This window comes from Kitasatospora sp. NPDC043949 (assembly GCF_056435365.1).
Window position 1 is genome coordinate 42828 of record NZ_JBWKEQ010000021.1, and the last position, 22636, is coordinate 65463.

General features: G+C 73.4%; 15 protein-coding genes. 12 read left to right on the forward strand and 3 right to left on the reverse strand.

Annotation, left to right across the window (positions count from 1 at the left end):
* Window positions 1-68 precede the first annotated feature (68 nt).
* From miaA to hflX, 5 genes are all read left to right on the forward strand, one after another.
* Window positions 69-1034 carry a tRNA (adenosine(37)-N6)-dimethylallyltransferase MiaA gene (miaA, locus tag AC07AL_RS19065; RefSeq protein WP_363584571.1) on the forward strand — a complete coding sequence of 322 codons (966 nt, stop codon included), beginning with the start codon at window positions 69-71 and terminating at the stop codon, window positions 1032-1034.
* Window positions 1035-1260: 226 nt separating this feature from the next.
* Window positions 1261-1761 carry a hypothetical protein gene (locus tag AC07AL_RS19070; RefSeq protein WP_363374361.1) on the forward strand — a complete coding sequence of 167 codons (501 nt, stop codon included), beginning with the start codon at window positions 1261-1263 and terminating at the stop codon, window positions 1759-1761.
* Window positions 1762-1858: 97 nt separating this feature from the next.
* Window positions 1859-2770 (forward strand): diaminopimelate epimerase, encoded by a 912-nt coding sequence (gene dapF / locus AC07AL_RS19075; RefSeq protein ID WP_363584569.1) that lies wholly within the window; start codon window positions 1859-1861, stop codon window positions 2768-2770.
* Window positions 2771-2967: 197 nt separating this feature from the next.
* Window positions 2968-5307, forward strand: coding sequence for a RelA/SpoT family protein (locus AC07AL_RS19080; RefSeq protein ID WP_363584567.1), 2340 nt, complete (start codon window positions 2968-2970; stop codon window positions 5305-5307).
* Window positions 5308-5411: 104 nt separating this feature from the next.
* On the forward strand, window positions 5412-6914 hold the full coding sequence (gene hflX / locus AC07AL_RS19085; RefSeq protein ID WP_363584565.1) for a GTPase HflX: 1503 nt from the start codon (window positions 5412-5414) through the stop codon (window positions 6912-6914).
* Window positions 6915-7063: 149 nt separating this feature from the next.
* On the opposite strand, the gene AC07AL_RS19090 is transcribed toward hflX, so the two are convergent.
* Both AC07AL_RS19090 and AC07AL_RS19095 read right to left on the reverse strand, forming a co-directional pair.
* Window positions 7064-8188, reverse strand: a complete 1125-nt coding sequence (locus AC07AL_RS19090; protein WP_478317820.1) for a trypsin-like serine peptidase — start codon at window positions 8186-8188, stop codon at window positions 7064-7066.
* Between the two features lie 67 nt (window positions 8189-8255).
* Entirely contained in the window at window positions 8256-9428 is a 1173-nt protein-coding gene (locus AC07AL_RS19095) for a trypsin-like serine peptidase (RefSeq protein ID WP_363584561.1), read from the reverse strand.
* 334 nt (window positions 9429-9762) lie between these two features.
* Here AC07AL_RS19095 and AC07AL_RS19100 point away from each other — a divergent pair, with 334 nt between their 5' ends.
* From AC07AL_RS19100 to AC07AL_RS19120, 5 genes are read left to right on the forward strand one after another with little or no spacing between them, the layout of a single operon-like run.
* On the forward strand, window positions 9763-11559 hold the full coding sequence (locus AC07AL_RS19100) for an IucA/IucC family protein (protein ID WP_363630351.1): 1797 nt from the start codon (window positions 9763-9765) through the stop codon (window positions 11557-11559).
* Entirely contained in the window at window positions 11451-12125 is a 675-nt protein-coding gene (locus AC07AL_RS19105; protein ID WP_478317821.1) for a GNAT family N-acetyltransferase, read from the forward strand. Before AC07AL_RS19100 ends, AC07AL_RS19105 begins: the two co-directional genes overlap by 109 nt.
* Before the next feature lie 9 nt (window positions 12126-12134).
* On the forward strand, window positions 12135-13565 hold the full coding sequence (locus AC07AL_RS19110) for a lysine N(6)-hydroxylase/L-ornithine N(5)-oxygenase family protein (RefSeq protein ID WP_478317822.1): 1431 nt from the start codon (window positions 12135-12137) through the stop codon (window positions 13563-13565).
* Window positions 13543-15366, forward strand: coding sequence for an IucA/IucC family protein (locus tag AC07AL_RS19115; protein WP_400335081.1), 1824 nt, complete (start codon window positions 13543-13545; stop codon window positions 15364-15366). The genes AC07AL_RS19110 and AC07AL_RS19115 overlap by 23 nt, the downstream gene beginning before the upstream one ends.
* Before the next feature lie 12 nt (window positions 15367-15378).
* Window positions 15379-17520 carry an ATP-dependent DNA helicase gene (locus AC07AL_RS19120; protein WP_363630347.1) on the forward strand — a complete coding sequence of 714 codons (2142 nt, stop codon included), beginning with the start codon at window positions 15379-15381 and terminating at the stop codon, window positions 17518-17520.
* 132 nt (window positions 17521-17652) lie between these two features.
* On the opposite strand, the gene lexA is transcribed toward AC07AL_RS19120, so the two are convergent.
* Complete coding sequence (gene lexA, locus AC07AL_RS19125) at window positions 17653-18438, reverse strand: transcriptional repressor LexA (protein WP_371522837.1); 786 nt, start codon at window positions 18436-18438, stop codon at window positions 17653-17655.
* Window positions 18439-18890: 452 nt separating this feature from the next.
* On the opposite strand from lexA, the gene nrdR reads away from it, so the two are divergent.
* Both nrdR and AC07AL_RS19135 read left to right on the forward strand, forming a co-directional pair.
* Window positions 18891-19388: a transcriptional regulator NrdR gene (gene nrdR, locus AC07AL_RS19130; RefSeq protein WP_063349343.1), complete on the forward strand. Its 498-nt coding sequence runs from the start codon at window positions 18891-18893 to the stop codon at window positions 19386-19388.
* Window positions 19389-19591: 203 nt separating this feature from the next.
* A complete protein-coding gene (locus tag AC07AL_RS19135) occupies window positions 19592-22477 on the forward strand; it encodes a vitamin B12-dependent ribonucleotide reductase (RefSeq protein WP_363584551.1) in 2886 nt (961 codons plus the stop codon).
* Window positions 22478-22636: the final 159 nt, after the last annotated feature.

Here is a 22636-nt window from a genome sequence, read left to right on the forward strand (position 1 = left end):
CGTCGCGCAGTCGGGGCCGACGGGCAGCCCGGTCACCGGTGCGGCGGCGGTTTTGCGAGACTGGAGCGGTGAGCAGCTCCCGTACCGACCAGTCCCGCGCCGCCCAGCCCCGAGTGGTCTGCATCGTCGGCGCGACCGCCGCCGGCAAGTCCGACCTGGCCGTCGCCATCGCCCGCAGCCTCGGCGGCGAGGTGATCAACACCGACTCGATGCAGCTGTACCGGGGCATGGACATCGGCACCGCCAAGCTCACCCCCGCCGAGCGCGGCGGCGTGCCGCACCACCTGCTGGACGTCTGGGACGTCACCGAGGCCGCCAGCGTCGCCGAGTACCAGCGGCTGGCCCGGGCCGAGATCGACCGGCTGCTCGCGGCCGGGCGCACGCCCGTCCTGGTCGGCGGCTCCGGGCTGTACGTCCGGGCGGCGATCGACGAGATGGAGTTCCCCGGCACCGACCCGGCGGTCCGGGCCCGGCTGGAGGCCGAGCTGGAGGAGGCCGGCCCGCTCGCGCTGCACCGGCGGCTGGCCGAGCTGGACCCGGCGGCCGCGGAGGCGATCCTGACCGGCAACGGGCGGCGGATCGTCCGCGCGCTGGAGGTCATCGAGATCACCGGGCAGCCGTTCACCGCGAACCTGCCCGGCAACACCGCCGTCTACGACGCGGTGCAGATCGGGGTCGCGGTGCCGCGCCCCGAACTGGACGAGCGGATCACGCTGCGGGTCGACCTGATGTGGCGGGCCGGACTGCTGGACGAGGTGCGCGCGCTGGAGCGGGTCGGGCTGCGGGAGGGGCGGACGGCCTCCCGGGCGCTCGGCTACCAGCAGGTGCTGGACCACTTCGCCGGCGAGTGCACCGAGGACGAGGCACGGGCGGAGACCGTCCGGGCCACCAAGCGCTTCGCCCGCCGTCAGGAGTCCTGGTTCCGCCGCGACGGCCGGATCAACTGGCTGTCCCGGCCGGCCGGCACCGACCCCGTCGAGCTGCTGGAACGCTCCCTGGAGCTGATCGACCGTCAGGAGCGTCCGGCCGGGTAGGCGGGTTCCGGCCAATCCGGCGGTGCACCTGCGCGCGCAGGTGGCCGTGCAGGACGAACCGGCGGTCACGGCCCGATCACGTGATGGCCACGGATCACCCGTCGACGCCGGTCAGGCCCGGAACGCCCGTCTGGACATGCCATCATCGAAGGCGTAGGGGTCGGCCGCGCGGGCCGACCGTGCCCGACCGCGAGTTCGCTCGTGTCGAACTGTCAGGGGAGGCCGCGTGTCGACGGGTACCGGCCCCGAACCCGGCCAGAGCGGGAGTGTCACCGCACCGGCCGACGAGTCGACGATGGGTGACCTCCCCGTGCTGACCGGCCTGGAGGCGCCCACCTCCTACGCGGTCGCACTGCCGGCCCTGGACACCCGCACCCCGGCGGGCGCGGTGCACGAGCGGGAGATCCGACCGCTGCGCCGGCTCCGCTGGTGGCAGACCCTGCCGATCGCCCTGCTGGGCATCCTCGGCTCGCTGATGTTCGCCTTCCCGCTCGCCTTCGGCTCGGCCGGCGCGCGCGCCACCATGGTCGGCATGCTCGGGCTGCTGCTCACCGCCGCCTCGGTCGGCTGGGGGGCGATGGCCGCCCGGCACGCCGGGTACAAGTGGCCGGGCCTGCCGCGCCGCGGCTCCGGGCAGCGGGCCGGCTGGAAGGCGATCGCGCTCTACACCCTGATCGCGCTGGTGGCCTGTGCGCTGGCCGTCTGGCGGGTCGCCTACCTGCGCTGATCCGTGGGCTGCCGGTGTCGCCCCCCTGCTGCCCCGCGCCGATCCACCGGTCGGACCGCCCGGGTGGCCGGTGCGCCCGTTCAGTACCATCGGGAGGGTGAGCGCATCCTCCCCGCAGCCGGTCGGCGTCCCCTTCTTCAAGGGGCACGGCACCCAGAACGACTTCGTCATCGTCCCGGACCCGGACGGCGCGCTGGAGATCGGCCCCGCGGCCGTCGCCGCGCTGTGCGACCGGCGGGCTGGCATCGGCGGGGACGGGCTGCTGCGCGTGGTGCGCTCCGCCGCCGAGCCGGCCGCCGCGGACCAGGCCGACCGGGCCGAGTGGTTCATGGACTACCGCAACTCCGACGGCAGCATCGCCGAGATGTGCGGCAACGGCGTGCGGGTCTTCGCCCGCTACCTGGTCGAGGCCGGCCTGGCCGAGCCCGGCGAGTTCGCGGTCGCCACCCGCGCCGGGGTGCGGACGGTGCGGGTCGCCGAGGACGCCGGGGACGGGACGCCCGGCGAGGTCACCGTCGACATGGGTCGGGCCCGACTGCCCGGGCCGGACGGCGTCGAGGTCGCGGTCGGCGCGCGGCGCTGGCCCGCGCTGAACGTCAACATGGGCAATCCGCACGCGGTGGCCTTCGTGGACAGCCTCGACCACGCCGGGGACCTGCTGTCCGCGCCGCTGACCAGCCCCGAAGGGGCCTACCCGGAAGGCGTGAACGTCGAGTTCGTGGTGGACCGCGGGCCGCGGCACGTCGCCATGCGGGTGTACGAGCGCGGCTCCGGCGAGACCCGCTCCTGCGGGACCGGCACCTGCGCCGTCGCGGTGGCCGCCATCCGCCGGGACGGCGTCGACCCGGCGGTCACCGGCGAGCCGGCCACCTACACCGTGGACGTGCCGGGCGGCCGACTGGTCATCACCGAGCACCCGGACGGCCGGATCGAGAAGACCGGCCCGGCGGTCATCGTGGCCGCCGGCGAGATCGACGCCCGCTGGTGGGCCGAACTGGGGCGGGTCTGACACGCCTGGGGCGCGGCTCGGACAGCTGACGGCCCGGTTTGCCCATTTCGCGCGGCGGTGAATCCGCCCGTTCGAGTGACGCGTGTCGCGGACGGGAAGCAAGGCATCGCGGAACGTGCTCTGCTCGGTAGCATGGACCACCGGGAAGACGCCCCTCGGCGGGGTGGCGGCCGGTGATCGCTGCCGGAGGTGCGCCGATGACCATCGAAGCCGGGCAGTCCCTGACGGGGCAGCCGACGTCCGCACGGCAAGCCGGGGCCAGGCGGCCCCTGGGGGAGCTCGGCCGGGCCGCGCTCGGCCGGGCCGGGCGGGCCGCCCTGCTGGCCACCGGCCGGCCGCCCGTCCCGGACGCCCTCGAACCGCTCGTCCGAGTCCACCGCGAGCACCATCCGCAGGCCGACCTCGGCCTGCTCGCCCGGGCCTACCGGCTCGCCGAGGCCAGCCACCGGGGCCAGAAGCGCAAGAGCGGCGGGCCGTACATCACCCACCCGCTCGCCGTCACCATGATCCTGGCCCAACTCGGCGCAGGGACAACCACCTTGGTCGCCTCGCTGCTCCACGACACCGTCGAGGACACCGAATTGACGCTCGATCAGGTGAGTGCCGGCTTCGGGCCCGAAGTCGCCTACCTGGTCGACGGGGTGACGAAACTGGAGAAGGTCGACTTCGGCGCCGCCGCCGAGGCCGAGACCTTCCGCAAGATGCTGGTCGCCACCGGCGACGACGTCCGGGTGATGGTGATCAAGCTCGCCGACCGGCTGCACAACATGCGCACCATCCGGCACATGAAACCGGCCAGCCAGGTGCGGATCGCCAAGGTCACCCGGGACGTGCTGATCCCGCTGGCCGAACGGCTCGGCATCCAGGTGCTCAAGGCGGAGCTGGAGGACATCGTCTTCGCCACCCTGCACCCCGAGGAGCACGCCCGCACCCGGGCCCTGATGGCCGGTCACGAGGGCGAGCCGGACACCCTGCTGGCCCCCTTCGCCCGGCTGCTGGCCCGCCAGCTGTCCGAGACCGGGGTGGCCGCCGAGGTCACCGTCCGGCCCCGGCACTGCGTGTCGCTGCACCGGGTGCTGCTCAAGCGGGCCGCCGCGCCCGGCCCGGACGGGCGGCCGCAGGGGCCGCAGCCCGCCGACTTCGGGCGGCTGCTGGTGGTCGTCGAGGAGAACGCCGACTGCTACGCCGTGCTCGGCGAGCTGCACACCTGCTGGACGCCGCTGCCCGGCGAGTTCAAGGACTTCGTCGCCGCCCCCAAGTTCAACCTCTACCAGTCGCTGCACACCGCCGTGGCGCTCAGCGGCGGCACGGTCGTCGAGGTGCTGGTGCGCACCCGGCGGATGCACGAGGTCGCCGAGACCGGGGTGGTCGCGCTCGGCGACCCGGAGCCGGCCGGCGCCGTCCAGGACGCCGACGAACTCGACCGCACCGACCCGGCCCGGCCCGGCTGGCTCAGCCGGCTGCTGGAGTGGCAGCAGGAGACGCCCGACCCGGACGCCTTCTGGTCCGCGCTCACCGCCGACCTGGCCGGCGACCGCGAGATCACCGTCGTGACGGAGAGCGGCGAAACGCTTCAGCTGAGGGCCGGCGCCACCTGCGTGGACGCCGCCTACCTGCTCGGCGAGGAGACCGGCCACCGGTGTATCGGAGCCCGGGTCAACGGCCGGCTCACCGCGCTCTCCACCGTCTTGCAGGACGGCGACCTGCTCGCCGTGCTCACCGAGGCCGTGCCCACCGGAACCGTGCTCACCGAGGACGGGCCGCGCCCCGCCGAACCCTCCGGGCCCGCGCCCGAGTGGCTCGCGCACGCCCGGACCCCGGCCGCCCGGCTGGCCATCGAACGCTGGCTCGCCGACCACCCGGCCCGGCTCCCGGCGGTGCGCACCGGCCCCTCCAGCGGCCAGCCCGTCCCGCCCGCGCACCGCACCACCGAGCGCCGACCGGCCCCGGTCGCGGTGGCCGGCCGGCCCGGGGCGCCGGTCCGGCTGGCCCGCTGCTGCACGCCCGTGCCGCCGGACGAGGTGGCCGGCTACCCGATCCGCGGCGGAGCCGTCGCCGTGCACCGCACCGGCTGCCCGGCCGGGGAGCGGATGCGCGCGGCCGGGCGCGCCGAGCTGGAGGTCCGCTGGCGGCCGGAGGGCACCCCGGCGGCCGGCCACCGGGCCACCCTGCGGGCCGAGGCGCTCAACCGGCCCCGGCTGCTCGCCGACCTCACCGCGGCCATCTCCGCCGAGGACGTCGGCATCGTCTCGGCCGAGGTCGAACCGCCGCAGGAGCTGCGGGTCCGGCACACCTACACCGTCGAACTGCCCGAGCCGGCCGCGCTGCCCGCGCTGATGCGGGCGATGCTCAAGGTCTCCGGGGTGTACGACGTCAGCCGGCCGCAGGCCCCGGACACCGGCGGGGCCCGCCACTCCGGGGAAAATGGGGATGACCGGTCCGCGCCGGGCGTGGGACCATCATGGGGAATTCACGGCCGGTCCACGGCGTTCTCAGGGCACAGGAGCCCCGATGGCACCCGAGGACCTGAGGGGTAGCTCACCTCGCCCGGCGGTAACCGGGGCGGCAGCTGGGCAGACTCCGGGTGGGACCGCACAGGGCGGTCCCCACAGGCCATCCGCACCAGCGACCAAAGGACAGAATGACCTCCACGTCCGACACCCGCGACCACGCCGACGCCCCGCGCCGCCTGAACGGTCTGCGGGCGGAAGCCCTCATGGACGAGGACCTCGCGGCCATCGACGAGGACCGCGGCCACCACTACGACGGCGACCAGTACGACCGCAGCGAGCGTGCCGCCCTGCGCCGCGTCGCCGGCCTCTCCACCGAACTCGAAGACGTCACCGAGGTCGAGTACCGCCAGCTCCGCCTGGAGCGCGTGGTGCTCGTCGGCGTCTGGACGGACGGCACCCTGGAGGAGGCGGAGAACTCGATGGCCGAGCTCGCCGCCCTCGCCGAGACGGCCGGCTCCCAGGTGCTGGACGGCGTGATCCAGCGCCGCGACAAGCCCGACGCGGCCACCTACATCGGCTCCGGCAAGGCGAAGGAACTGCGCGACATCGTGGCGGCCACCGGCGCCGACACCGTGGTCTGCGACGGTGAGCTCACCCCCGGCCAGCTGATCCACCTGGAGGACGTGGTCAAGGTCAAGGTCGTCGACCGGACGGCCCTGATCCTGGACATCTTCGCCCAGCACGCCAAGTCCCGGGAGGGCAAGGCGCAGGTCTCGCTCGCGCAGATGCAGTACATGCTGCCGCGCCTGCGCGGCTGGGGTCAGTCGCTGTCCCGGCAGATGGGTGGTGGCGGCTCCGCCTCGTCCGGCGGCGGCATGGCGACCCGTGGTCCCGGTGAGACCAAGATCGAGACCGACCGGCGCCGGATCCGCGAGAAGATGGCGAAGCTCCGCCGCGAGATCGCCGAGATGAAGAAGGGCCGCGACACCAAGCGCCAGGAGCGCAAGCGCCACCAGGTGCCGTCGGTGGCCATCGCCGGGTACACCAACGCCGGCAAGTCGTCCCTGCTCAACCGGCTCACCGGGGCGGGCGTCCTGGTGGAGAACTCCCTGTTCGCCACCCTGGACCCGACCGTCCGCCGGGCCCAGACCCCGAGCGGGCGGCTCTACACCCTGGCCGACACCGTCGGCTTCGTCCGGCACCTGCCGCACCACCTGGTCGAGGCCTTCCGCTCGACCATGGAGGAGGTCGCCGACGCGGACCTCATCCTGCACGTGGTCGACGGCTCGCACCCCGAGCCGGAGACGCAGCTGGCCGCCGTCCGCGAGGTCATCGTCTCGGTCGACGCGCAGAACGTGCCGGAGATCGTGGTGATCAACAAGGCGGACGCCGCCGACCCGCACGTGCTGCAGCGCCTGCTGCTCCGCGAGCCGCATGCCATCGTGGTGTCGGCCCGCAGCGGCGAGGGCATCGAGGAGCTGCTGAAGCTCATCGACGACGAGCTGCCGCGCCCGGCGATCGAGGTGCGGGCCCTGGTGCCCTACACCCAGGGCGGGCTGGTCTCCCGGGTGCACGCCGAGGGCGAGCTGCTCGGCACCGAGCACACCGGCGAGGGCACGCTGCTGCACGCCAAGGTGCCGGCCGAGCTGGCCGCCGAGCTGGAGCGCTACGCGGTGGCGCTGCAGGTCTGAGGCGACGGGCCGACGAAGGGCCCCCGGACGCGACCGTGATGCCGTTGGGCATCGCGCGAGCGTGCGGGGGCCCTTCGCGTGCGCGAGCGTGCGGGGCCGTGCGGGGGCTCGTCCGGGCGTCCGGGCGTCCGAGCGTGCGGGCGTGCGGGCTACTTCACGTTCTTGGCGAAGTAGTCGAAGGCCTGCTTCGCCTGGTCCTGGAGCGAGGGGCCGGCCAGGTACCCGGGCGGGTTGCGGCTGCCGATCGCGGTGACGCTGATCAGGTTGGGCTTGCCGTCCTTGGTGATGAACCAGCCGCCGCCGCTGGAGCCGCCGGTCACGGTGCAGCCGGTGACGTACATCGGCGGGCGGCTCCGGTCGGGGGAGAGCCTGGCCGGCGGGACCGGGGACTCGCAGCGGGAGAGCTCCAGGCCGTCGGACGGCCGATCGGTCGGGTAGCCGTACGCGGACGCCGAGCCGATCTGCTCGCGCGGGGCGTTGAACCAGACCGGGACCGAGCCGCCGACCGCCTCCTCCAGCGACGCGCCGGAGCCGCCCTCGCCGCGCACCCGGATGATCCCGTAGTCGTACTGGTGGTGGGCGCCGACGCCGCCCTCCCCGAGCCAGGTCGGCGACACCAGCGCGCGCACCGCCACCCACCGGCCGTACGGGGCCGCCTGCTGCTCGGTGAGCGGTTTGCCGCGGGCCGCCTGGCCGTCCCGGTTGAAGCCGGGCACGAAGGTGATGTTCCGCAGCCAGCCGCCACCCTTGCCGTCGTGCAGGCAGTGCGCGGCGGTGTAGACGAGGTTGCTGCGGCCCGGGTTGGCCGGGTCGGAGACCACCGTCGCGGAGCAGACCGCGTCGCCCTGGGGCGTGGTGACGAAGAGCCGGCCGACCACGGCGGTGGCCGGGCCGTACGGGTGCGGCTGCGGCGTGGCCGCGACGGCCGCGGGCGGGGCGTCCGGCCGGCCGCCGTCCGGTGCGGCGGTGAGCGGGTACTCCGGGGTGGGCCGGCCCTTGGCGGCGGCCATCCGGGTGGTCGACCAGAAGCCCGGGGCCACCTCGTTGGCGAAGCCGCTGCCGGAGACGAACCGGGCCCAGTCCTCCACCTTCCAGCCCGTCAGGTCGCCCAGGCTGGTGGGCGCCGAGGTGGGGAGGGCGGGCGGTGGCGCGGCCGCCGCGGCGCCGGAGTCGTCCGGCCCGCAGGCGGTCGCGGCGAGCGCGAGCACGGCGAGCACCGCGGCGCCGGTCGGTCCGGATCGGCGCCGCGGTCCGCGGCCGGTGTGCTTCGGCATGCTGCATCGTCCCCCGGGGGCGGCCTCCGCCGCCCGTACGGCTTGGTCCGGTCCGACCGGAAAGGGCCTACGGCTTCTTGGAGATCCAGTCCAGCGCCTGCTTGGCGACCGTCTCCAGGTACGGGCCGCTCAGCGAGGTGTGGTCCTCGGTGCCGATGGACGTGTTGCTGACCAGGGCGGTCTTCCCGTCCGGCATGGTGGCGAACCAGCCGCCGCCGCTGGAGCCCTGGGTCATGTTGCAGCCGATGGTGAGCATCGACGGGCGCTTGGCGTCGAACGACAGCCGGGTCGGCTTGCCGCCGTCGCACCTGTACAGCTCCTGGCCGTCGAACGGCTTGTAGAGCGGGTAGCCGACCGCCGCGACGGACACCTTGTCGCGCGGGGCGTCGAACCAGACCGGGACGGCCGAACCGACCGTCTCCTCCAGCGACTTGCCGGAGTCGTTCTGGTTGTGCACCCGCATGACGGCGAAGTCGTACTGGTTCGCGGCGTCACCGGTGCCGCCGCCCTCGACCATCCACTGCGGCGAGGTGGTGACCAGGTCGGCCCACCAGGTGCCCAGCGGGGCCAGTTCGGACAGCGGGGCCTTCTTGCCGCCGCTGGAGGCGCCCGAGTTGTTGTAGGCGGGAACGAAGACCAGGTCCTTGAAGAAGTCGCCGCCCTTGCCCGCGTGCACGCAGTGGCCGGCCGTCCAGACCAGATTGCTCCTGCCCGGGTGCTGCGGGTCGGTGATCACCGTCGCCGAGCAGTTGCCCCGGCCGCCCTGGGCACTGAAGAACACCTTCCCGGACGGCTGCTTGGTGTACGGGCGGGGCACCGGCACGGCCTTGACCACCGGCGGGTCCGGGTCCGTCACGCCGTTGTCGGCGGCCGGCTTGGCGGTGGGCGGAGCCGGATCGGCGGGCTTGGAGTCGCCCATCTTGTCCGGGTTCCAGAAGTCCTTCACCACCGGGTTGTTGAAGACGTGCTTGGACGCCCACGAGTCCCAGTCCTCGAACTTCCACTTCTTCAGGTCGTCCCAGGACTTCGGCAGGCCCTCCAGCAGACTGGTCGGGATGCCCGACGGGAGGGTGATCCCGCCGATCACGCCGCCCCCCGGGGCGGCGGTGCCGGACGCGGGCGGCGGCGCGGCGCTGCCGCCCCCGTCGCCCGCCGGGCCGTCCGGCCCGCAGGCGCTCGCCGCGAGCAGCGCCCCCGTGACGAGGGCGACGGCCATGGCTGACCGGTGGATCGATGGCATGTGTGCGCTTCCCCCTGTGCTCGATCGGGCTGTCGTGCGGCGACTCGCCGCTGTGGAGTCTTCCACCGGTCACCAGGACGGCGGCGGTCGCCCCCCGGGTTGCGGCCCCGACCGGAGGTCACCGATCCGTGACGTGGCCGCCGACGGCCCGTCGGCCCAGCAGGGCCCCGCGCGCCGGACGCGGACAATCCCCGATCTTCACCCGGACGAGTGAGTCAACCTTGTGATCACCCGTCAGGGATAGGTAACCCTTACCTGACGCGACGGTGCGAGCGCCCGCCGATCCTCTCCACCACCCGTGCGTCCGCACCCCCACGCGCCCCAAGGAGCAGCCTTGAGCACCGCCCTCACCGGAGCCCCGCCCGCCCCGCTGCTGCCCGCGGACCGGCCGGCCGAGCCCGATCCGCTGCTGCACCCGGACCCCGCCGTCGCCGCCGAACAGGCCGCACTGGAAGCCCTGCTGCGCTGCTGGACACGCGAGACCGGCGCCCGCCCCGGCCCCGACGGTCGGCTGCGGATCGCCGTCCTCGGTGGCGCCGCCCGGCTCTCCGCCCCCGTCCGCTACTGGTCGCCCGGCGGCTGGCACCGGTTCGGCCCCGCCGTCCTCTCCGCCGGGGAGGGCACCGCCGACGCCCCCGTGGACGCCGTCACCACCGCCGCGCTGCTCGCCGCCGCGGCCGCCGACCGCCCCGACCCCGGGCAGGTCGCCGACCTCGCCGCCCGGGTCGCCGACTCGGTCGTCCGCACCGCCGACATCCTCGCCCACCGCCGCACCGCCGCCCCCGCCGGCGGCCCCGAACGCTCGCACTTCCTCGCCGCCGAACAGTCCCTGCTGCTCGGCCACCCGCTGCACCCCACCCCGAAGAGCCGCGACGGCCTCGGCCCGGCCCAGAGCGCCGCCTACTCGCCCGAACTGCACGGCTCCTTCCAACTCCACTGGTACGCGGTCCACCGCGACCTGCTCGCCGCCGGCTCCGCCCTCACCGAGAGCGCCGACCGGATCACCGCGGACCTGCTCGGGGACCATGCCGCCCTGCCGCCCGGCACCGCCGCCCTGCCGCTGCACCCCTGGCAGGCCCGCGAACTCGCCCACCGCCCGGCCGTCGCCGCCCTGCTCGCCGACGGGCTGCTGCACGACCTCGGCCCGGCCGGCGAACCCTGGCACCCCACCTCCTCGGTGCGCACCGTCTACCGCCCCGGCACCCCCTGGATGCTCAAGCTCTCGCTCGGCCTGCGGATCACCAACTCCCGCCGGGAGAACCTGCGCAAGGAACTCCACCGCGGCCTGGAGGTGCACCGGCTGCTGGAGAGCGGCCTGGCCGCCGAATGGCACCGCGCCCACCCCGGCTTCGACATCGTCCGCGACCCGGCCTGGATCGGCGTCGACCACCCCGCCCTCGGTGACCCGGGCGGCCTGGACACCGTGCTGCGCGCCCAGCCCTTCGCCCCCGCCGACCGCGCGCTGTGCGTCGCCGGGCTGGTCGCCGAACAGCCGCTCGGCACCGGCGACACCGTGCCGTCCCGGCTCGGCGACACCCTGCGGGCGCTCGCCGTCCGCTGCGGGCGCCCGCTGCGGACCGTGGCCGCCGAATGGTTCCTGCGCTACCTGGACGCCGTCGTGCTGCCCGTCCTCTGGCTGGACGGCACGGCCGGCATCGCCCTGGAGGCGCACCAGCAGAACAGCCTCGTCCTGCTCGACGCCGACGGCTGGCCCAGCGGCGGCCGCTACCGCGACAACCAGGGCTACTACTACCGGGAGAGCGCCGCCGACCGGCTCACCGCGCGGCTGCCCGGGCTCGGCGAGCACAGCGACACCTTCCTGCCCGACGAGGTGATCGACCACCACTTCGCCTACTACCTCGGCATCAACCACGTCCTCGGCCTGGTCGGCGCCTTCGGCAGCCAGGGGCTCGCCGACGAGACCGTGCTGCTGGCCGGGCTGCGCCGCTTCCTGGCCGGCCCGCGGGCCGCCGCCACCGGCTCGGCGCTGCCCGGGCTGCTGCTCGACGCGCCCACCCTGCCGTGCAAGGCCAACCTGCTCACCCGGATCAACGGCCTGGACGAACTGGTCGGCCCGGTCGCCACCCAGTCCGTCTACGTGGACATCCCCAACCCGCTGGCGGGCGCATGAGCCTGCTCGACGACCCGCCGGGATGGGGCGCGATCCCCACCCCGGCCGGCGAGTTCCGGCTCAGCCCGGTCCGGCTGCCCGCCGACCTGGACCTGCTCGCCGGGTGGATGAACGACCCCGAGATCGCCGCGTTCTGGCAGCTCGCCGGGCCGCCCGACGCCACCGAACGGCACCTCCGGGCCCAACTCGACGGCGACGGCCGCAGCGTGCCCTGCCTCGGCCTGCTCGACGGCGCCCCGACGAGCTACTGGGAGGTCTACCGCGCCGACCTCGACCCGCTCGCCCGGCACTACCCGGCCCGGCCGCACGACACCGGCGTCCACCTCCTGCTCGGCCCCGTCGAGAGCCGCGGCCGGGGCCTCGGCGCCGTCCTGCTGGCCGCCCTCGCCGAGCGGATCCTGCGGCAACGGCCCCGCTGCGAACGGGTCGTCGCCGAACCGGACGTCCGCAACCGGCGCTCCGTCCGGGCCTTCGAACGGGCCGGATTCCGGCTGGACACCGAACTCGACCTGCCCGACAAGCGCGCCGCCCTGATGGTCCGTGCCCGCGTCCCCTTCGTCGCCTAGGACACCCCCGTGGACACCCCAGCACCCCAGCCGCCGTACGACCTGCTCGGCGTCGGCATCGGCCCCTTCAACCTCTCGCTCGCCGCGCTCGCCGCGCCCGTCCCCGGCCTGCGCACGCTCTTCTGCGACCAGCGCCCGGAGTTCCGCTGGCACCCCGGCATGCTGGTGGACGGGGCCCGGATGCAGGTGCCGTTCCTCGCCGACCTGGTCTCCCTCGTCGACCCGACCAACCCGTGGTCCTTCCTCAACTACCTGCGCGACCAGGACCGGCTCTTCCCGTTCTACTTCGCCGAGCGCTTCCAACTGCCCCGCCGCGAGTACGACCACTACTGCCGGTGGGCCGCCGAACGGCTCGCCAACTGCCGCTTCGGCACCGAGGTCACCGCCCTGCACTGGGAAGCCCCGCACTTCCGGGCCGAGCTGACCGACACCGCGACCGGGCGGCGGACCGAGGTGCACGCCCGCAACCTCGCCCTCGGCGTCGGCACCCGGCCCGTCCTGCCCGAGGCCTTCACCGCCCTCGACGGTCACCCGCGCGCCTTCCACTCCGCCGACTACCTGGACCGCCGCGGCGACCTCGTCGGCGCCCGGGACATCACCGTGGTCGGCAGCGGGCAGTCCGGCGCCGAGGTCTTCCTCGACCTGCTCCGCCGCCACGACGGCGACGGCGTCCGGCTGCGCTGGCTCACCCGGACCAGGGCGCTCGCGCCGATGGAGTACTCCAAGCTCGGCCTGGAGCACTTCACCCCCGACTACACCCGCTACTTCCACAGCCTGCCCGAACCCGTCCGGGACACCCTGGTCGCCGCCCAGTGGCAACTCCACAAGGCCGCCAGCGCCGAAACCCTCGCCGAGATCCACGACCACCTCTACGAACGCACCATCGGCCGCCCGATCGACACCGCCCCGGTCGACATCACCCCCGGCACCGCCGTCACCGAAGCCCGCCCCGGCCCCTGCGGCGGCCTCGAACTGCACTGCCGGCACGGCGACTCCGGCGCCGAACACGTCCTGCGCACCGACGCCGTGGTGCTCGCCACCGGCTACCGGGCCGCCCGGCCGGCCGCGCTCGAACCGCTCGCCCGGCTGATCGACTGGGACCGGGGCGGGCGCTACCGGGTCGACCTCGACCACCGGGTCGCCACCCGGCCCGAACTCACCGGCGGCCTCTACGTCCAGAACGCCGAACTGCACACCCACGGCGTCGGCGCCCCCGACCTGGGACTCGGCGCCCACCGGGCCGCCGTGATCCTCAACGCCGTCACCGGCCGGACCGTCCACCGGCTGCCCGCCCGCACCGCCTGGACCGGCTTCGCGCCGCCCGGGACCGCCCCCGCCGCGGGCGCTGCCGCCGCTGCCGCCGAGGGCACCCCCACCGAGAGCACCCCCACCGTCCCCCGTCCCCAGGAGCTGACCCGTGCCGCAACCGTCGGCCGCTGAACCGCCGTTGTACCTGCCCCCGCACCTGACCGCCGGGCACTGGCGGCGGGCCGGGCGCGCCCTGCTGGCCAAGATGCTCGGCGAGTTCGCCTACGAGGAACTGCTCACGCCCGTCCGCGCCGCCGCCGACGGCGAGTACCTGCTCTGGCTGCCCGAGGCCGAGTACCGCTTCACCGCCCGCCGCGGCGCGTACGGAAGCTGGCGGGTCGACCCGGAGTCGGTCCGCTGCTCAGACCCGGACGGCCTCGACCCGCTGCGCTTCCTCCCGCACGCCCGGCACGCCCTCGGCCTGCGCGGCGAGACCACCGGCCACCTGATCCGCGAACTCACCGCCACCCTGACCGCCGACGCGCACCAGCTCGCCACCGCGCTCACCGCCGCCGAACTCGCCGACCTCGACCACCCCGCCCTGGAGGGCCGCCAGGACGGCCACCCCTGGATCGTCCCCAACAAGGGCCGGATCGGCTTCTCCGCCACCGACGCCGCCCGCTGGGCCCCGGAGGCCCGCACCCCGCGCCCGCTGCCCTGGATCGCCGTCCACCGCCGGCTCGCCGAGTACCGCGGCGTGCCCGGCCTGGAGCGGCCCGAGCAGCTGTACGCCCGCGAACTCGACGACCCGGACGCGCTGCGCGCCGCCCTCGGCCCGGCCGCCGACGACTACCTGCTGCTGCCCGTCCACCCCTGGCAGTGGGACGAGACGATCGTCCCGCTGTTCGCACCCTGGATCGCCTCCGGCGAGATCGTCCCGCTGCCCTCCGACGGCGACCCACGGCTGCCCCAGCAGTCCATCCGCTCCTTCTTCAACACCGCCCACCCCGAGCGCTGCACCGTCAAACTGCCGCTGTCCGTCCTCAACACTCTCGTCTGGCGCGGCCTGCCCACCGAACGCACCCTCGCCGCGCCCGCCGTCACCGCCTGGATCCACGGTCTGCGCGACGCCGACCCGTACCTGCGCGACGAGTGCCGGGTGATCCTGCTCGGCGAGATCGCCTCCGTCACCGTCGACCACCCGCTCTACCGAGAGCTGCCCGAGGCGCCCTACCAGTACAAGGAACTCCTCGGCGCGATCTGGCGCGAACCCCTCGGCCCCTTCCTGGCCGGCGGCGAACGCGCCCGCACCCTGGCCGCCCTGCTGCAGACCGGCTCCGACGGCCGGGCGCTCGCCGCCGAACTGATCGCCCGCTCCGGGCTCACTCCCGCCGCCTGGACCGGCCGGCTGTTCGGCGCGGTGCTGCCGCCGCTGCTGCACTTCCTCTACCGGTACGGGCTGGTCTTCTCCCCGCACGGCGAGAACGCCATCGTCGTCTTCGACGAGCACGACGCGCCGACCAGGCTCGCGGTCAAGGACTTCGTCGACGACGTCAACCTCAGCGACCAGGACCTGCCCGAACTGCGCGACCTGCCCGCCGAGGTCGACGACGTCCTGCTGCGGGACGGCCCGCAGGGGCTCTGCCAGTTCCTCCACTCCGGGCTGTTCATCGGCGTCCTGCGCTACCTCGCCCCGCTGCTGGAGGCGCAGACCGGGCTGCCCGAGGCCGAGTTCTGGGCCCTGCTGCGGGCCGAGATCCGCCGCTACCAGGACCGCTTCCCCGGCCTGGGCGAGCGCTTCGAGCTGTTCGACCTGTTCCGGCCGCGGATCGACCGGCTCTGCCTCAACCGCAACCGGCTGCTGCTCGACGGCTACCAGGACCGCCCGCACCGCCCGCACGCCGCCCGGTACGGGACCGTCCCCAACGCCCTGGTGACCCTGGAGGCGGATCTTCCCGGGCGACGGAGCCGGATTGTCACCCCCGCCCCGTAGGCTGGGAGGGTCATGACGAACGACTCCGAAACCCAGCTCCCCGGCGAGACCGAGCTCCCTGGCGAGGACGGCGGCGCCGCCGCCGACGTCGAGGAAGCCGTCGCCGTCCCGCGCTCCCGCATCCCCGACCTGCTGCACGCCGCGGTGGCGGCCGTCGGCGGCGTCGAGCGCCCCGGTCAGGTCCGGATGGCCGAGGCCGTCGCCGACGCCGTCGACAACGCCGAGCACCTGCTCGTCCAGGCCGGCACCGGCACCGGGAAGTCCCTCGCCTACCTGGTGCCCGCGCTCGCCCACGGGGACCGCGTGGTGGTCGCCACCGCCACCCTGGCGCTGCAACGCCAGCTCGTCGAACGGGACTTGCCGCGCACGGTCGAGGCGCTGCACCCGGTGCTGCGCCGCCGCCCGCTGTTCGCGATGCTCAAGGGCCGCTCCAACTACCTGTGCCTGCACCGGGCCAACGAGGGCACCCCGAGCGACGAGGGCGAGGGCCTGTTCGACGCGGCCGAGGCGCTCGGCGGGCCCGCCAGCAAGCTCGGGCAGGACGTGCTGCGGTTGCGCGAGTGGGCCGACGAGACCGACACCGGGGACCGGGACGACCTCAGCCCCGGCGTCTCCGACAAGGCCTGGGCCCAGCTGGCGGTCACCTCCAAGGAGTGCCTGGGCGCCACCCGCTGCGCGTACGGGCAGGAGTGCTTCGCCGAGAAGGCCCGGGAGCGGGCCAAGCTGGCCGACGTCGTGGTCACCAACCACGCGATGCTCGCGATCGACGCGATCGAGGGCGCGCCGGTGCTGCCCGAGCACGGGCTGCTGATCGTCGACGAGGCGCACGAGCTGGTCAACCGGGTCACCGGCGCGGCCACCGCCGAACTGACCGTCGGCGCGGTCAACCGGGCGGTCAAGCGCGCCGCCCGGCTCGCCAACGAGAAGGCCGTGGACGCCTTGCAGGCCGCCGCCGAGAACTACCACGGCCTGATGGAGACCGCCCAGCCCGGCCGGGTCGAGGAACTGCCCGAGTACCTGGCGTACGCGGTCACCTCGATCCGGGACGCCGCCCGCCAGGTGATCAGCTCGCTCGGCGAGACCCGCGACAAGGGGCTCAGCGACGAGGACGCCGTCCGCAAGCAGGCGATGGCCTCCGCCGAGTCGCTGCACGAGACCGCCGAGCGGCTGCTGGAGGACTCCGAGTACGACGTGGTCTGGATCGAGCGCAGCGACCGCTTCGGCATGGGCACCGGCTCGCTGCGGGTCGCGCCGCTCAGCGTCTCCGGGCTGCTGCGCGAGGGCCTCTACAAGGAGCGCTCGGTGGTGCTCACCTCGGCCACCCTCAAGCTCGGCGGGGACTTCAACGGCGTCGCCGCCTCCGTCGGCCTGCCCTCGGACTCCCGGCTGCCGGACCAGCGCACCCCCGGGGACAATCCTTCGGCCGGTTCCGGGTTCGGCGAGGACGCGGTGCCGCACTGGCGCGGCATCGACGTCGGCTCGCCGTTCAAGTACCCCAAGCAGGGCATCCTGTACGTCGCCCGGCACCTCGCAGATCCCGGCCGCGATCCCGAACGGCCGGACATGCTGGACGAGTTGGCGGAGCTGATCGGCGCGGCCGGCGGGCGCACGCTGGGCCTGTTCTCCTCGATGCGCGGCGCCCAGACGGCCGCCGAGGCGCTGCGGGAGCGGCTGGACAACCGGATCCTGCTCCAGGGGGAGGACACCCTGGGCGAGTTGATCCGGGAGTTCGCCTCGGACGCGTCCACCTGCCTGTTCGGCACGCTCTCGCTCTGGCAGGGCGTGGACGTGCCCGGCTCGGCCTGCCAGCTGGTCGTGATGGACCGCATCCCGTTCCCCCGGCCGGACGACCCGCTGATGAGCGCCCGCCAGAAGGACGTCGAACAGCGTGGCGGGAACGGCTTCATGGCCGTCGCGGCGACGCACGCGGCGCTGCTGATGGCGCAGGGCGCCGGCCGACTGGTGCGCGCGGCCGAGGACCGGGGCGTGGTCGCGGTGCTCGACCCGCGGGTGGAGACCAAGCGGTACGGGAGCTTCTTCCGCTCCTCGATGCCGGAGTTCTGGTACACCACGGACCGCAACCAGGTGCGCCGCTCGCTGGCGGCGATCGACGCCTCGGCGCCGCCGGTCAAGCCGGTGGTGAAGCGGGGCTGAGCGGTGCGGTGATCCGGGGTTCCGTCCAGCCCGCCCCCGGGGCCGAGGCGGGGCCCGGAAGCCCCGGAGACGCCGGAGGGGCTCCCCGCGACCGCGCGGTGGAGCCCCTTCCCGCTGGGTGCGCGCGAGGCGTCAGAGGCGGCGCAGGACCGCGACCACCTTGCCCAGGATGGTGGCGTTGTCGCCGTTGATCGGCTCGTACGCCGGGTTGTGCGGCATCAGCCAGATCCGGCCGTCCTCGCGCTTGAGCCGCTTGACCGTGGCCTCGCCGTCGATCATCGCGGCCACGATGTCGCCGTTCTCGGCGACCGGCTGCCGGCGCACGGTGACCCAGTCGCCGTCGCAGATGGCCGCCTCGATCATCGAGTCGCCGCGCACGGTGAGCGCGAACAGCTCGCCCTCGCCGACCAGCTGGCGGGGCAGCGGGAAGACGTCCTCGACCGTCTGCTCGGCCAGGATCGGGCCGCCGGCGGCGATCCGGCCGACCAGCGGCACGTACGAGGTGGACGGCCGGCCGGCCGTCTCGGCGGTGTTCGGGCGGGCCACCTCGACGCCGCGGACCTCGTAGGCGCGCGGGCGGTGCGGGTCGCGGCGCAGGAAGCCCTTGCGCTCCAGGGCCATCAGCTGGTGGGCGACCGAGGAGGTGCTGGACAGGCCGACGGCCTGGCCGATCTCGCGCATGGACGGCGGGTAGCCGCGGCGCTGGACGGAGTCCCGGATGACCTCGATCACGCGGCGCTGGCGCTCGGTGAGACCGGCCTCGTCGGTGCGGATGCCGGGGGGGCGGCCGGGCAGCGCGCGGGTGGGCGCCTGGTGGGCGTCGTCGAGCGCGGGGGAGTGTTCGATCGGCTGGTCGGGAACGCGGCCCGTGCTGGAAAGGGCCGGGCCGGAGAGGCGCTGGTCTTCGCTACGGTCCATGCTGATGTCCACGCTCTGCTGATTCGTGGTGCGCTGCCCCACCTTGAACTGGGAGTGTTCCTGCACCGGGATGGTGTTGCTTTCGATGGTGTTCACGGCGGCCCCTCTCGACGGCTGTCCTCTCCCCTTTTCCAGCCCAACGCCCCTCCTATCGAAAGGTTGCGCCAAACACACGTTCGAGTGAATTATTCGAGAGTTGGCTGACTCGATCAAGGCTTTGCTGTACATCAAGGTTGTGCATCGAGTAAATGTTCGATCGGATCTCGACTTCGGCAGTCTAATCGGTGCCGACACGCCAGGGGTGGCGCTTCCCCCGGAGACCTACATCTAGTGGCTACAGTCCTCTCCGTGCCCAGTACTAGTGGTTGCGGCGCATGATCAGCTTGCCGAGGCCGGGGTCGCATCGCATAGACTCAACAGGTCCGCACGTCCTGCCAGGGAGGGATCCTCAGGTGCACTGCCCCTTCTGCCGGCACTCCGACAGCCGTGTTGTCGACAGCCGGACCAATGAGGACGGCAGCTCGATCCGCCGTCGTCGGCAGTGCCCGGACTGCGGCCGCCGCTTCACCACCGTGGAGACGGCCGCGCTGATGGTCATCAAGCGCAGCGGGGTCACCGAACCCTTCTCCCGGGAGAAGGTCATCACCGGCGTCCGCAAGGCCTGTCAGGGCCGCCCGGTCACCGAGGACGCCCTCGCCCAGCTCGGCCAGCGGGTCGAGGAGTGCGTGCGCGCCACCGGCAACGCCGAGCTGACCACCCACGACGTCGGGCTGGCCATACTCGGCCCGCTCAAGGAGCTCGACGTGGTCGCCTTCCTGCGCTTCGCCAGCGTGTACCAGGCGTACGACGGACTGGAAGACTTCGAGGCCGCCATCGCGGAACTCCGCGCCGAACGGCCCGTCCCCGAGGCGGACGGCACCTGCGTGCCCGTCGCCGCCGCCGCGCCCTAGGAGGCGCCGGCACCCGGCCCCCTGGCGGGCCTTGCTGCACCACGGGTCCCACGGGGCCCACGCATGCCCGAAAAAAGGGCACAGAACACAACAAACCGTGCGCAAGCAGGCGAGGTCTCCGCCTGCCCGCACACCGGAAGAACGAACCAGCGGTGCCCGGACTTTTCGGGGCACCTCGGGCGTTTGCCCAGGAGGAGGAAGAAGTGACAGACACCACGAGCGGTTCCGCACGCGGGTCGAAGTCCGACAAGACCACGGCCAAGGGCGGCGGCAAGGCGCCCAAGGGCGGTCTGCGGATCGGGCGCATCTACACCACTCCTGGCGTGCACCCGTACGACGAGGTGCGCTGGGAGCGCCGCGACGTCGTCATGACCAACTGGCGCGACGGGTCCATCAACTTCGAGCAGCGCGGCGTCGAGTTCCCCGACTTCTGGTCGGTCAACGCCGTCAACATCGTCACGTCCAAGTACTTCCGCGGCGCCGTCGGCACTCCCCAGCGCGAGTGGAGCCTCAAGCAGATCATCGACCGCGTGGTGCTCACCTACCGCGCCGCCGGCGAGAAGCACGGCTACTTCGCCACCAAGGACGACGCCGAGATCTTCGAGCACGAGCTGACGCACGCCCTCCTCCACCAGGTGTTCAGCTTCAACTCGCCGGTCTGGTTCAACGTCGGCACCAAGCAGCCCCAGCAGGTCAGCGCCTGCTTCATCCTGTCCGTCGACGACTCCATGGAGTCGATCCTCGACTGGTACAAGGAAGAGGGCATGATCTTCAAGGGCGGCTCCGGCGCCGGCCTCAACCTCTCCCGCATCCGCTCCTCGAAGGAACTGCTGTCCTCCGGCGGCAACGCCTCCGGCCCGGTCTCCTTCATGCGCGGCGCCGACGCCTCCGCCGGCACCATCAAGTCCGGCGGCGCCACCCGCCGCGCGGCGAAGATGGTCGTGCTCGACGTCGACCACCCCGACGTCGAGGCCTTCATCGAGACCAAGGTGAAGGAGGAGGAGAAGATCCGCGCCCTGCGCGACGCCGGCTTCGACATGGACCTCGGTGGCGACGACATCACCTCCGTCCAGTACCAGAACGCCAACAACTCCGTCCGCGTCTCCGACGAATTCATGACCGCCGTCGAGAACGGCACCGAATTCGGCCTGCGCGCCCGGATGACCGGCGAGGTCATTGAGACCGTCGACGCCAAGAAGCTGTTCCGCAAGATGGCCGAGGCCGCCTGGGCCTGCGCCGACCCCGGAATCCAGTACGACTCCACCATCAACCACTGGCACACCTGCCCGGAGTCCGGCCGCATCAACGCGTCCAACCCCTGCTCCGAGTACATGCACCTGGACAACTCCAGCTGCAACCTCGCCTCGCTGAACCTGATGAAGTTCCTGCGCGATGACGACTCCTTCGACGCGGAGACCTTCGCCAAGGTCGTCGAGCTGGTCATCACCGCGATGGACATCTCCATCTGCTTCGCCGACTTCCCCACCGAGAAGATCGGCGAGACCACCCGCGCCTACCGCCAGCTCGGCGTCGGTTACGCCAACCTCGGCGCCCTGCTGATGGCCACCGGCCACGCCTACGACAGCGAGGGCGGCCGCGCCCTGGCCGGCGCCATCACCTCGCTGATGACCGGCACCGCCTACCGCCGCGGCGCCGAACTCGCCGGCGTCGTCGGCCCGTACGACGGCTACGCCCGCAACGCCGCCCCGCACCAGCTGGTCATGAAGCAGCACGCGGACGCCTCGCTCGCCGCCGTCTCGCTCGACGACCTGGACGCCCCGGTCTGGGCCGTGGCCAACGACACCTGGCAGGACGTCCTGCGGATCGGCGCGCAGAACGGTTTCCGCAACGCCCAGGCCTCGGTGCTCGCCCCCACCGGCACCATCGGCCTGATGATGGACTGCGACACCACCGGCGTCGAGCCGGACCTGGCGCTCGTCAAGTTCAAGAAGCTCGTCGGCGGCGGCTCGATGCAGATCGTCAACGGCACCGTGCCGCGCGCCCTCAAGCGCCTCGGCTACCAGGACGAGCAGATCGAGGCGGTCGTCGCCCACATCGCCGAGCACGGCAACGTGGTGGACGCCCCGGGCCTCAAGGCCGAGCACTACGAGGTCTTCGACTGCGCGATGGGCGAGCGGGTCATCTCGGCCATGGGCCACGTCCGGATGATGGCCGCGATCCAGCCGTGGATCTCCGGCGCGATCTCCAAGACCGTGAACATGCCCGAGTCCGCCACCGTCGAGGAGATCGAGGAGATCTACTTCGAGGCGTGGAAGATGGGCGTCAAGGCGCTCGCCATCTACCGCGACAACTGCAAGGTCGGCCAGCCGCTCTCGGCGAAGAAGAAGGACTCCGAGCCCAAGCTCGAGGTGGCCGCCCCGGCCGCCGCGGTCGAGAAGGTCGTCGAGTACCGCCCGGTCCGCAAGCGCCTGCCCAAGGGCCGCCCGGGCATCACCACCTCCTTCACGGTCGGTGGCGCCGAGGGCTACATGACCGCCAACTCCTACCCGGACGACGGCCTCGGCGAGGTCTTCCTCAAGATGTCCAAGCAGGGCTCGACCCTCGCGGGCATGATGGACGCCTTCTCCATCGCCGTCTCGGTCGGCCTGCAGTACGGCGTGCCGCTGGAGACCTACGTCTCGAAGTTCACCAACATGCGCTTCGAGCCGGCCGGTCTGACCGACGACCCGGACGTGCGGATGGCGCAGTCGATCGTCGACTACATCTTCCGCCGCCTGGCGCTCGACTTCCTGCCGTTCGAGACCCGTTCGGCGCTCGGCATCCACTCCGTCGAGGAGCGCCAGCGCCACCTGGACACGGGCTCCTACGAGCCGCTGGAGGCCGAGGAGCTCGACACCGAGTCGCTCGCCCAGTCGGCGCCGGTGGTCGCCACCCCGGCCCCCGCCGTCGAGGCGCCCAAGGCCCCCAAGGCCTCCCCGGCGCAGGCCCACAACTCCACGGAGCTGATCGAGATCCAGCTCGGCCTCAACGCCGACGCCCCGCTCTGCTTCTCCTGCGGCACCAAGATGCGCCGCGCCGGCAGCTGCTACCTCTGCGAGGGCTGCGGCTCCACCAGCGGCTGCAGCTGACCGCCGGTACTGACCCCGCGCGGGTGAGCCACCGCTGAGGGGGGGGGGGGGGGGGGGGGGGGGGGGGGGTGTTTCTTTTTGTTTTTTTGTGGTTCTTGTTGCGGGCGGGGGGGGGGCAGGGGGGGGGGGGGGGGGGGGGGGGGGGGGGGGGGGGGGGGT